The 11,463-nt window shown below is 64.2% G+C and carries 13 protein-coding genes; all 13 read left to right on the top strand.

What is annotated here, in order from left to right; translation table 11 throughout:
* Positions 1-1,667, top strand: a 1,667-nt coding sequence (gene rho, locus WBQ44_RS08315) for a transcription termination factor Rho (protein ID WP_495566232.1), incomplete at its 5' end; no start/stop codon positions are given.
* Positions 1,668-1,824: 157 nt separating this feature from the next.
* Complete coding sequence (gene rpmE / locus WBQ44_RS08310) at positions 1,825-2,058, top strand: 50S ribosomal protein L31 (protein WP_495566231.1); 234 nt, start codon at positions 1,825-1,827, stop codon at positions 2,056-2,058.
* Positions 2,059-2,155: 97 nt separating this feature from the next.
* On the top strand, positions 2,156-3,235 hold the full coding sequence (gene prfA / locus WBQ44_RS08305; protein ID WP_495566230.1) for a peptide chain release factor 1: 1,080 nt from the start codon (positions 2,156-2,158) through the stop codon (positions 3,233-3,235).
* A gap of 40 nt (positions 3,236-3,275) precedes the next feature.
* Positions 3,276-4,160 (top strand): peptide chain release factor N(5)-glutamine methyltransferase, encoded by an 885-nt coding sequence (prmC, locus tag WBQ44_RS08300; RefSeq protein ID WP_495566229.1) that lies wholly within the window; start codon positions 3,276-3,278, stop codon positions 4,158-4,160.
* A 68-nt stretch (positions 4,161-4,228) separates the two neighbouring features.
* Positions 4,229-4,897, top strand: a complete 669-nt coding sequence (locus WBQ44_RS08295) for an L-threonylcarbamoyladenylate synthase (RefSeq protein ID WP_495566228.1) — start codon at positions 4,229-4,231, stop codon at positions 4,895-4,897.
* The gene (glyA, locus tag WBQ44_RS08290; protein ID WP_495566227.1) at positions 4,894-6,225 is read left to right on the top strand and encodes a serine hydroxymethyltransferase; all 1,332 of its coding nucleotides are present in this window, start codon (positions 4,894-4,896) and stop codon (positions 6,223-6,225) included. Before WBQ44_RS08295 ends, glyA begins: the two co-directional genes overlap by 4 nt.
* Positions 6,222-7,436: a glycosyltransferase family 4 protein gene (locus WBQ44_RS08285; RefSeq protein ID WP_495566226.1), complete on the top strand. Its 1,215-nt coding sequence runs from the start codon at positions 6,222-6,224 to the stop codon at positions 7,434-7,436. Before glyA ends, WBQ44_RS08285 begins: the two co-directional genes overlap by 4 nt.
* A 73-nt stretch (positions 7,437-7,509) precedes the next feature.
* On the top strand, positions 7,510-7,920 hold the full coding sequence (locus WBQ44_RS08280) for a Cg1360 family ATP-synthase-associated protein (protein ID WP_495566234.1): 411 nt from the start codon (positions 7,510-7,512) through the stop codon (positions 7,918-7,920).
* A gap of 355 nt (positions 7,921-8,275) precedes the next feature.
* A complete protein-coding gene (gene atpB, locus WBQ44_RS08275; protein ID WP_495566233.1) occupies positions 8,276-9,052 on the top strand; it encodes a F0F1 ATP synthase subunit A in 777 nt (258 codons plus the stop codon).
* A gap of 96 nt (positions 9,053-9,148) precedes the next feature.
* Positions 9,149-9,397: an ATP synthase F0 subunit C gene (locus WBQ44_RS08270; RefSeq protein ID WP_115968151.1), complete on the top strand. Its 249-nt coding sequence runs from the start codon at positions 9,149-9,151 to the stop codon at positions 9,395-9,397.
* A gap of 6 nt (positions 9,398-9,403) precedes the next feature.
* The gene (locus WBQ44_RS08265) at positions 9,404-9,967 is read left to right on the top strand and encodes a F0F1 ATP synthase subunit B (RefSeq protein WP_495566225.1); all 564 of its coding nucleotides are present in this window, start codon (positions 9,404-9,406) and stop codon (positions 9,965-9,967) included.
* Between the two features lie 7 nt (positions 9,968-9,974).
* Positions 9,975-10,802, top strand: a complete 828-nt coding sequence (locus WBQ44_RS08260) for a F0F1 ATP synthase subunit delta (RefSeq protein ID WP_495566224.1) — start codon at positions 9,975-9,977, stop codon at positions 10,800-10,802.
* A 92-nt stretch (positions 10,803-10,894) separates the two neighbouring features.
* A partial coding sequence (locus WBQ44_RS08255; protein ID WP_495566223.1) for a F0F1 ATP synthase subunit alpha occupies positions 10,895-11,463 on the top strand: 569 nt, incomplete at its 3' end.

The raw sequence follows: 11,463 nt of genomic DNA, 5'->3' as shown, positions 1-11,463 counted from the left end.
ACAATGCACCGAATGCTGACGCTGCACCCGCCGTGGACGCGCCGACGACCGGCGACAACGACACCAGGTCTAATGATTCCGACGAGTCCTCCAACGAGCGCTCCCGTCGCGCTCGGGGAGACCGCGGCGATCGCGACAACCGGGACAACCGGAGCGCCGACGAGAGCAACGACGGCGACAGCGGACGCAACGACGGTGGTCGTGACCGCAACCGCGGTGAGGGACGCAACCGCAACCGCAATCAAAACCAGAACGACAACCGCGGTGAAGACCGCAACCGCGGTGAAGACCGCAACCGCGGTGAAGATCGCAACCGCGGTGAAGACCGCAGCCGGGACGATCGCAGCCGCGAGGACCGTGGCAACAACGGTCCTCGCGACAACAACAACAACAACGCCGAGGACGACGGCGACGGCCGCGGACGTCGGGGTCGTCGGTTCCGTGAGCGTCGTCGTGGACGCGATCGCGGCGAGGGCGGCGCCGCAGGCAACAACGAGCGCGAGCCCGAGATCCGTGACGACGACGTCCTGCAGCCGGTAGCCGGCATTCTCGACGTGCTGGACAACTACGCGTTCGTTCGCACCTCCGGTTACCTCGCGGGTCCCAATGACGTGTACGTCTCGATGAACCTCGTGCGCAAGAACGGCCTGCGTCGCGGTGACGCGATCACCGGTGCCGTGCGTGTCGCTCGTGAGGGTGAGCAGTCGAGTCAGCGGCAGAAGTTCAATCCGCTGGTACGCCTGGACACCGTCAACGGTGGCGATGTCGAGGCAGCACGCAAGCGTCCGGAGTTCGGCAAGCTCACGCCGCTGTACCCGAACCAGCGACTGCGCCTCGAGACCACGCCGAACATCTTGACCACGCGCATCATCGACTTGGTGATGCCGATCGGTAAGGGGCAGCGTGCGCTGATCGTCAGCCCGCCGAAGGCAGGTAAGACCAGCGTTCTGCAGGCCATCGCCAACGCGATCTCGGTCAACAACCCCGAGTGTTACCTCATGGTGGTTCTCGTGGACGAACGTCCCGAGGAGGTCACCGACATGCAGCGTTCGGTCAACGGTGAGGTCATCGCCTCCACGTTCGACCGTCCGCCGGGCGACCACACGTCGGTCGCCGAGCTTGCCATCGAGCGCGCAAAGCGTCTGGTGGAGGCAGGTCAGGACGTCGTGGTGTTGCTGGACTCGATCACCAGGCTCGGTCGCGCGTACAACAACAGCTCGCCGGCGTCGGGTCGAATCCTGTCCGGTGGCGTCGACTCCACTGCGCTGTACCCGCCGAAGCGATTCCTCGGTGCCGCGCGCAACATCGAGAACGGTGGTTCGCTCACCATCATCGCCACGGCGATGGTCGAGACCGGATCCACGGGTGACACGGTGATCTTCGAGGAGTTCAAGGGAACGGGTAACGCCGAGCTCAAGCTCGACCGAAAGATCGCCGAACGTCGGGTGTTCCCAGCGGTCGACGTCAATCCGTCCGGTACACGTAAGGATGAGCTTCTGCTCAACCCGGACGAGGCCGCGGTGCTGCACAAGCTTCGTCGAGTGTTGTCGGGACTCGATTCGCACCAGGCGATCGACCTGCTTATCGATCGACTGAAGAAGAGCAAGAACAACCTCGAATTCCTGATGCAGGTGTCGAAGACCGCTCCCGGCGGAATCGACGACTGACGGGAACAACCCGACAGGTGGTGGCGTTACACCACCTGTCGGCGAGAGAGGATTACCAGGTCGGATGCTCTCTCTGGCATACTGAACGGCCGAGTCCGGTTCCGGTTCACGTCCTCGATCGGCGAGGGCGACCCGGCGACCATCTGAAAGGGACACCATGAAGGCAGGAATTCACCCCAACTACACGCTCACCACGGTTGTGTGCGGTTGCGGCAATACTTTCGAGACCCACAGCACCACCGACAAAGAGCGCATCAACGTCGAGGTCTGCTCGCAGTGCCACCCGTTCTACACGGGCAAGCAGAAGATTCTCGACACCGGTGGTCGCGTCGCACGCTTCGAGGCTCGCTACGGCAAGCGCGCCGGCAAGAAGGCCGAAGCCGACAGCTAGCTGTCTCGCCTTACGCCCGTCCTGTGATGTCTACAGGGCGGGCGTAAGGCTTTTTTCGTGTAAGAGCAGTAATTCCTGTAGCGAGCGGAGCACAACAATGGCGAGGACGACCAAGCCTTCGGCCATCGACGACATTCTGGCGGAGCACTCCGGGCTCGAGCAGCAGCTTGCCGATCCGGCCCTGCACAACGACCCAACGGCTGCGCGTCGCGCCGGAAAGCGTTTCGCCGAGCTGGCTCCCGTCATGTCGGTGCACGGCAAGTTGACTTCCGCTCAGGACGATCTCGCCGCGGCGCGTGAACTCGCTGCCGACGATGCGTCGTTCGCTGCAGAGATCCCCGAGCTCGAACAGACCGTGGAGACGCTCGAGCAGACGCTCGCGGATCTCCTCGCACCGCGTGACCCGCACGACGGCGACGACATCGTCATGGAGGTCAAATCCGGTGAGGGCGGCGAGGAGTCGGCGCTGTTCGCGGCCGACCTCGCGCGCATGTACGTCCGGTACGCCGAGCGCCGCGGCTGGCGAGTGGAAATTCTCGACGCAAACGTCTCCGATCTGGGCGGCTACAAGGATGCGACGCTGTCCATCAAGGCCAAGGGCGATCCGTTGAACAGCGTGTGGGCCCGCCTGAAGTTCGAAGGCGGTGTTCACCGCGTGCAGCGCGTTCCCGTCACCGAATCGCAGGGACGCGTGCACACCTCCGCGGCCGGCATTCTGGTCTACCCGGAACCGGACGAGGTCGAGGAAGTACAGATCGACGAGACGGATTTGCGTATCGACGTGTACCGGTCGTCGGGCAAGGGCGGCCAGGGCGTCAACACGACGGACTCCGCCGTACGCATCACGCACCTGCCCACGGGCATCGTCGTGACGTGTCAGAACGAGCGCTCCCAGTTGCAGAACAAGGCGCGGGCCATGCAGGTCCTGGCTGCGAGGCTTCAAGCGGCGGCCGAGGAAGCAGCCGACGAGGAAGCAGCCGCAGGCCGAGCCAGCCAGGTGCGCACCGTCGACCGGTCGGAGCGAATCCGTACCTACAACTTCCCCGAGAACCGCATCACCGACCACCGCATCGGATTCAAGTCGCACAACCTCGATGCCGTTCTCGATGGTGAGCTCGACGCTCTGCTCGATGCACTCGGAAAGGCAGACCGCGAAGCGCGGATGCAAGCCGAGTAGCGGCGTTTTTCGCGTCGTAGCGGCATGGCACGCTGTACGCGTGACTCGCAAACCGCTGCGCCTGGCCATCCTCGAAGCAACCGCGACGCTCGAGGCGGCGGGCGTACCCAGCGCCCGAGTCGATGCGGAACTGCTGGCCTCGCATCTCGTCGGCGTCGAACGCGGGCGGCTCGGCCTCGTTCCTCTCGTCGAGCCCGAGGTCATCGACGCCTACAACAAAACCGTCGAGCAACGTGCAAAGCGAATTCCGCTGCAGTACATCACCGGAACGACGGCGCTGGGCAACATCGACGTCGAGGTCGGGCCGGGCGTCTTCGTTCCCCGTCCGGAGACGGAATTGCTGTTGGGGTGGGCTCTCGCCTTCCTCGAGGGCGTCGACCACCGACCGCCTGTCGTTCTCGATCTCTGTACCGGCTCGGGGGCGCTGGCCCTGGCGTTGGCCAACGCACGTCCCGATGCGGAGGTGCATGCCGTGGAACTCGATCCGTCCGCTCTGGCGTGGGCGCGGCGCAACGCCGAGCTACGTGCCGAAAACGGTGACACTCCGATCGTGCTGCATCACGGCGACGTCACCGACCGGTCGGTGCTGCCTGAGCTCGACGGCCGGGTGAACGTGATCGTCGCGAATCCGCCGTACGTTCCCGAGGGCGCGCAGCTCGACCCCGAAGTCATCGATCACGATCCTCACCTGGCTCTGTTCGGCGGTGTCGACGGACTGTCGGTCATCGAGCCGATGATTCCCAACATTGCACGGTGGCTGCGCGTCGGTGGGGGAGTGGGCGTCGAGCACGACGATTCGCACGGCGACCGAGTCGTAGCGCTCTTCGAGGGCCGGCGGGTCTTCACCGATGTGACCCCGCACCCCGACTTGTCGGGCCGTCCCCGCTTCGTCGTGGCCACCCGCGCCGCCTCCTCGGACAGCTGACGCTCGCAGTACGACGCACGGGCAGAGCCTTCCGCGGTGCCTCGTGCTGCGAGTGACAAGATGAAGGGGTGAGTACCGTCTACGACTGCCAGCAGGCCGATTCCCGAGCAGCCGGATTGTCCGCAGCCCGGGGCGCACTCAAATCGGGTCGACTCGTCGTCATGCCGACGGACACGCTGTACGGCCTTGCTGCCGACGCGTTCGACGGCAGCGCGGTCACCGATCTCCTGCGTGCGAAAGGCCGGGGCAGGGATATGCCGGTGCCCGTTCTGGTCGGATCGTGGAACACCATCGACGGGCTGGTCGGCAGCGTTCGACCCCGCACACGCGACCTCGTCCGGGCCTTCTGGCCGGGTGCTCTGAGCGTCGTGGTTCAGCAGGCACCGTCATTGGCGTGGGACCTCGGCGACGCCCAGGGCACCGTCATGCTGCGGATGCCTCTGCACCCCGTCGCTCTGGAGCTTCTCCGCGAGGTGGGGCCGCTTGCCGTGTCCAGTGCCAACATCTCGGGTCGCCCACCCGCCACCACGGTCGCAGAGGCTCGCGATCAACTCGGCGGTTCGGCGGCCGTCTACCTCGACGGCGGTCCCGCGGAGCACGCGAAGGCGTCGACCATCGTCGATCTCACAGCCGATCAGCCCAAGATTCTTCGCGCCGGAGCGGTCCCGACCGAGGCCGTCGCCGAGGTACTGGGAGTGACGGCGGAGAGTCTTGTCCCGGGAGGTGCGTCGCAGTGAACGAATCACGGTTCTACGGTCCGGATTTTACCGAGCTCGAGGTTGTCGATCCGGAGATCGCCGGCGTCCTGTCGGGTGAGCTCGACCGTCAGCGCGGCGGACTGCAACTCATCGCGAGTGAGAATTTCACCTCCCCTGCCGTTCTAGCGGCACAGGGCAGCGTCCTCACCAACAAGTACGCCGAGGGGTACCCGGGCGCCCGCTACTACGGCGGCTGCGAGGTCGTCGACCATGCCGAGAACCTGGCTGTCGAACGCGCCAAGGCGTTGTTCGGCGCAGACCACGTCAACGTTCAGCCCCATTCCGGTGCCAATGCGAACCTGGCCGTCTACGCGGCGTTCGCGCAACCCGGCGACGCGGTGCTGGCGATGAGTTTGCCGCACGGTGGTCATCTCACGCACGGGTCCAAGGTCAGCTTCTCCGGCAAGTGGTTCACCGCGGTGCCCTATCACGTGCGCCGCGAGAACGAACTGATCGATTACGACGAGGTCCGCGAGCTCGCCCTGGTTCATCGGCCCCGAATCATTGTCGCGGGCGCCACGGCGTATTCCCGCGAGATCGACTTCGCCGCCTTCCGTTCCATCGCCGACGAGGTCGGCGCCATTCTATGGGTCGACGCGGCTCATTTCATCGGACTTGTTGCCGGACAAGCTATTCCGTCCCCCGTTCCGTACGCCGACGTGGTGTCCGCCACCACTCACAAGGTCTTGCGTGGGCCCCGCGGCGGCATGCTGATGTGCAAGGCCGAGCATGCGCGTGCAGTCGACAAGGCGGTGTTTCCGTTCAGTCAGGGCGGGCCGCTGATGCATGCGGTCGCAGGCAAGGCCGTCGCATTCCGTGAGGCGTCTACCGAGTCCTATCGCCGCTATGCCGCCCAGGTCGTCTCCAATGCGCAGGCGTTGTCGGCTTCGCTCGCAGGCGCCGACATGCGTCCGGTGTCCGGAGGCACCGATACGCATCTCGCCTTGTTCGACCTGCAGCACCTCGGCGTCGACGGCCGAACGGCCGAAGCGCGGTGCTCCGCCGCGGGCATCACACTCAACAAGAACGCCATTCCTTTCGATCCAGCGCCCCCCGCCGTGGCGTCCGGAATTCGCGTGGGTTCGGCCGCGGTCACCACCCAGGGCTTCGACCTCGACGACATGTCTGCAGTCGGCACACTGGTTGCGCGCGCAGTTCGTGCCGACGCCGGTACGACGGCCGGTGACCGCGAACTCGCGTCCGTGCGGGACGAGGTCACATCCCTCGTTTCCCGCAAGCCGGCGTACCCCCGGCCGCGTGATGGCTCGGCTCCGCCTCCGCGTGATGGCTCGGCTCCGCCTCGATGACCGCCCAGGTCCTCGCGCAAACCGGCCAGGGTGCGGGAGTACCGATCAGGGAACTCCTCCTGGTCTTCCTGACCGCCGCGGTCGTGACGTTCCTGGCAACGGGTGGCGTCCGCGTGCTGGCCATCAAATTCGGGGCTGTCGCCGCACCACGTGAACGAGACGTGCACGTGACGCCGACGCCCCGTCTCGGCGGCACCGGCATGTTCGCCGGAATGCTCGTGGCCCTGCTGTTCGCGTCGCAGTTGCCTGCGCTCACCCGCGGTTTCGACTCGCGCTACGGATACCAGGACATCCCGGCCGCCCTGATCGCCGGATTCGTCATCGTGGTAGTGGGGATCATCGACGATCGCTGGGGTCTCGACGCCCTGACCAAGTTCGTCGGGCAGGTCACAGCGGCGGGTGTGCTCGTGGTCATGGGCGTGAGTTGGTATCTCATCTACGTCCCGTTCGTTGCCGGCGGAACCACGCTGGTATTGGACCAACTCCAAGCGGGCCTGGTGACGGTCCTGATTACGGTGGTCATGGTCAACGCCATGAACTTCGTCGACGGCCTCGACGGTCTGGCCGCCGGGCTCGGCTTCATCGCGTCGATGGCCATCTGCGTGTTTTCGGTGGGCCTGCTGCACGAGCAGGGCGGCGATGTCGGCGTCTACCCGCCCGCTGTGATCGCGGCGGCGCTCGCCGGCGCATGCCTGGGTTTCCTCCCGCACAACTTTCAGCCGGCTCGGATCTTCATGGGTGATTCGGGATCGATGCTCATCGGGCTGATGTTGGCGACCATCGCGACCAGTGCGTCCGGCCGCATTCCGTTGACGGCGTACGGACCGCGTGACCTGCTCGGTCTGCTGTCACCGCTGCTGCTGGTCGGTGCGGTCATGTTCATCCCTATTCTGGATCTGTTGCTCGCGGTCATCAGGCGTACGCGGGCAGGACGAAGTCCGTTCAGCCCGGACAAGATGCACCTGCACCACCGGCTGCTGCAGATCGGTCACTCGCACCGCCGGGTTGTTCTCGTCATCTATCTGTGGGTCGGTGTGCTTGCGTTCGGCGCCGTCGGTTCGTCGTTGCTCGATCGGCGGATCGTCGTGTTGCTCGTTGCGGCCGGGCTCGTGTTCGCACTGGTGGTGACGGCTGTTCCGACGATGAGATGGGACATGGCCCGGCAGCGCCGAGGCGGAGCGGGCATCGGGCGGCGAGGCCGTCGACGGTGACGAGCGTCGTTGCTGGGTAGTCTGTGCGGCTGTGAGCTTCTCTCCTGCGCCCGTACCCGACCAGTCCGACTCGATGCGCGCCGCCGTTCGTTACGGCGTGATCGGTTTGGTGGCCCTGACCGTGCTCGGAGGTGCCGTCGCGTGGCTGATCGCAGGCCTTCCTGGTCTGTGGGGTGCGTTGATCGGTGCGGCGCTGGGCGGCGGGTTCATTCTCACTACGGCCCTCTCGATCTCCCTGACGTCCAAATTTCCGCCGACGATGGCGGGTGCGGTGCTGCTCGGTGGGTGGATCGTCAAGATGCTTCTGGCCGTGGTGGTCCTTGCACTGCTCAAGGACATGGACTTCTACAGCAAGAAATCGTTGGCTCTGGTTGTGGTGTCCGCACTCGTTCTCGTTCTGGGTGCAGAGGTCTACGGTGTGGTGCGAACGAAAGCTCCGTACGTCGACGACACCCCGTCGAACAACAGCAATGACGAAACGTAGTACGACGCCTTGTCGTAATCGGTCAAGTAGTGGCCCCACCTACACATCGTCGTAGTTGTGTTGATAAAGTTCCGACCAAGTGAGGGCAGGACTGCCGCGAACAGGACAAAACGCAGCACAAACGCCCTTGCAGGTAACCGGAAGTCGCGTGAGTTTCACTACAGACGCGACCAAGAATTACCGAGTCGACGTGAGTCGCCGACACCCGACAGACGCTGGCCGACGAAGACCAGGCCTCAGCTGCTGACGACCTCGAGCCGATTTCGTCGACTTGACAGATCGTCAATGTCCGATCGAACCGCAGTCTTCGTCGTCTGCGGCCCGAACACGGGAGAGACCGCTGAGCGTCACCAACCTGGCTGCGGAGTTTACTCCGCCGTCACTATCCGACTTCTTTCCTCCCGCTGTGTTGTTCGAAGGCACTCCCTTCGAACTCGACCGGCTGATGCTGATTCGCATTCTCATGACCGTCGTCTTGGTCGTGCTGTTCGCGGTCGCGATGCGGAGTCCGAAGGTCGTCCCGCGCGGTCTGCAGAACTGCGTCGAGTACATGCTCGACTTCGTCAAGATCCAGATCGCGGACGAGATCCTCGGCAAGGAGCAGGGCAAGCGGTTCCTGCCGATCATCATGACGATCTTCTTCGCCGTGCTGTTCATGAATCTCTCGGGAATCATTCCTTTCCTCAACATCTCGCCGAACGCACGAATCGGTATGCCGATCGTGCTGGCGCTGATCGCGTACGTCACGTTCAACTACGTGGGAATCAAGAAGTACGGATTCTTCAAGTACGTCAAGAGCAGCGTCGTCGTCCCGGACGTTCCGTGGGCACTGCACATCATCCTGATTCCGATCGAGTTCATCTCGACGTTCATCCTCCGGCCGTTCACGCTCACCGTTCGTCTCATGGCGAACATGCTGGCCGGTCACCTCATGCTTGTGCTGTTCTTCAGCGCGACCCAGTTCTTCTTCTTCCAGGCCGCGGCGGGAATGAAGATTTTCGGCTTGTTCTCCCTTGCAGCGGGCTTCGGATTCACCTTGTTCGAGATGCTCGTTATCGGCCTGCAGGCATACGTGTTCGCACTGCTCACCGCGGTGTACATCGACCTCGCCCTGCACGCAGATTCGCACTAGAGCGCAGCGCCGACTCTCACTAGACCGCACGACCGAAAGATCTACCTGACCCACGCACCGACCGGTGATGGGCAACAGAAAGGGAACGGAAAACAAATGAGCCTCGCGTACCTGGCACAGGAAACGACCAGCACGGTGACCGGCACGGGCTACGGCGCAATCGGTTACGGTCTCGCAGCCATCGGACCTGGCATCGGTGTAGGCATCGTGGTCGGCAAGGCCATCGAGGGCATCGCGCGTCAGCCGGAGCTCCAGGGCACCATCCGTACCAACATGTTCCTCGGCATCGCGTTCACCGAAGCGCTCGCGCTGATCGGTATCGTCGCCGGCTTCCTGTTCGGTTAATCCCACATGGCAACCGACATCGCGTTCTTGGCCGCGGCGGAGGGCGAGGACGTCAATCCTCTTCTCCCCGCGACATACGACATCGTTTGGTCTGCGGTCTGCATCGCTGTCATCGGCTTCGTCTTCTGGAAGTACATCCTTCCGAAGTTCCAAGAAGTCATGGCGCAACGAAGCGAACTGATCGAAGGCGGCATCAAGAGGGCCGAAGAGGCTCAGGCAGAAGCCAAGGCTGCTCTCGAGCAGTACCAGAAGCAGCTCGCCGACGCCCGCTCGGAGGCCGCGCAGATCCGTGAGGAAGCGCGCACTCAGGGTCAGGCAATCCTCGCCGAAATGAAGACGAAGGCGCAGGAAGAAAGCGACCGGATCGTGGCCGCAGGTCACAACCAGCTCGTTGCTCAGCGTCAGCAGATTGTCACGGAACTCCGCGGCGACCTCGGACGCACTGCAGTCGAACTCGCCGAGAAGGTCATCGGAGAACAGTTGTCCGACGAGGCGAAGCGAGCCGGTTCCATCGATCGCTTCCTGAGCGAACTCGACTCCGTCACCGCTGATTCTGCAGCGGGAAAGTGAGATAAGCATGTACGCAACGAGTCGCGAGGCTCTGGCCCGCACGCGTTCGGTTGCGAACGATGCACTGGGGTCCGCGTCGGCAGCAGATTCAACTGCTGCTGCCGCGCAGACCGGTGCCGAGCTCTTCGCAGTCGTGGAGACCCTCGACGGGCAGCGCACGTTGCGTACCGCGCTGGCCGACGCGTCGGTGTCCGCCGAACGTCGCAGCGCGCTCGTCGAGCAGGTGTTCGCCGGGCAGGTCTCCGAGGTCACCGCACGAATCCTGAAGACCGCTGTTTCCGAGAGCTGGTCGAAGGCGTCGGATCTGCTGAACTCCCTGATCGTGCTCGGTCGCGAAGCACTGCTTCGCGCCGCATCCGATCAGAATCAGCTCGACACCGTCGAGGACGAGCTGTTTCGTCTCGGTCGGATCGTTGCAGCCAACCCTCAGCTCGAACAGGCGTTGTCGGATCTCGGCAAGCCCGTTCAGGCGAAGCGTGAGCTGCTCGGTCGCTTGCTCTACGGCAAGGTCACCGCGGTCACCGAGGCTCTGGCGATCCAGGCGGTCAGCCGTCTGCGCAAGGCGGCTCCCGCCGATGCGCTGGACGAGCTGGCAGGCTTGGCGGCTCAAATCCGCGATCGAGCCGTGGCGCACGTGCGTAGCGCGGCGCCACTCAGCGACAGTCAGCTCGAGAAGCTGACCGCGACGTTGACGCGGACCTACGGCAAGCCCGTCACCGTGCACGTCGAGATCGATACCGAACTGCTCAGCGGACTCGTGGTCCGGATAGGCGACGAGGTCATCGACGGTAGTGGGGCAGGCCGCCTCGCTGCATTGCGAAAGACGCTCAAGTAGTCCGAGTTCGGGCACCACAGTCTCCATGAGAAGCGCTCCGAATTGTCGGAGCCTCTAATACCGCGATCATTGAAGGAAGAGCAGGAATTAATATGGCGGAGCTGACGATCTCCTCCGACGAGATCCGTAGCGCGATCGAGAACTTCACCGCGAGCTACTCACCGGAGTCCTCCCGCGAGGAGGTCGGCACGGTTACCGACACGTCTGACGGAATCGCACACGTGTCCGGTCTCCCGTCGGCAATGTCCAACGAGCTGCTCGAATTCCCCGGCGGCGTTCTCGGTGTTGCACTCAACCTCGACGCCACCGAAATCGGTGCCGTCATCCTCGGCGACTACGAGCACATCGAAGAAGGCCAGGAAGTCAAGCGCACCGGCGACGTTCTGTCGGTACCGGTGGGCGACGGCTACCTCGGTCGCGTCGTCAACCCCCTCGGCCAGCCCATCGACGGCCTCGGCGACATCGAGTCGACCGAGAACCGCGCACTCGAGCTCCAGGCTGCTTCGGTGCTCGAGCGTCAGCCGGTCGAAGAGCCGCTGCAGACCGGCATCAAGGCCATCGACGCGATGACCCCCATCGGTCGCGGACAGCGTCAGCTCATCATCGGCGACCGCAAGACGGGCAAGACCGCCGTGTGCATCGACGCCATCCTCAACCAGAA

The sequence above is a fragment of the Rhodococcus sp. (in: high G+C Gram-positive bacteria) genome, assembly GCF_049591685.1.
Lineage (GTDB): Bacteria > Actinomycetota > Actinomycetes > Mycobacteriales > Mycobacteriaceae > Rhodococcoides.
This window is presented reverse-complemented; position numbering and strand designations above follow the sequence as displayed.

Coding starts and splice junctions, on each gene's coding strand:
- rpmE (WP_495566231.1), top strand. CDS start 1,825: ATGAAGGCAGGAATTCACCCCAACTACACGCTCACCACGGTTGTGTGC.
- prfA (WP_495566230.1), top strand. CDS start 2,156: ATGGCGAGGACGACCAAGCCTTCGGCCATCGACGACATTCTGGCGGAG.
- WBQ44_RS08260 (WP_495566224.1), top strand. CDS start 9,975: ATGTACGCAACGAGTCGCGAGGCTCTGGCCCGCACGCGTTCGGTTGCG.
- WBQ44_RS08280 (WP_495566234.1), top strand. CDS start 7,510: ATGCGCGCCGCCGTTCGTTACGGCGTGATCGGTTTGGTGGCCCTGACC.
- WBQ44_RS08265 (WP_495566225.1), top strand. CDS start 9,404: ATGGCAACCGACATCGCGTTCTTGGCCGCGGCGGAGGGCGAGGACGTC.
- WBQ44_RS08270 (WP_115968151.1), top strand. CDS start 9,149: ATGAGCCTCGCGTACCTGGCACAGGAAACGACCAGCACGGTGACCGGC.
- WBQ44_RS08285 (WP_495566226.1), top strand. CDS start 6,222: ATGACCGCCCAGGTCCTCGCGCAAACCGGCCAGGGTGCGGGAGTACCG.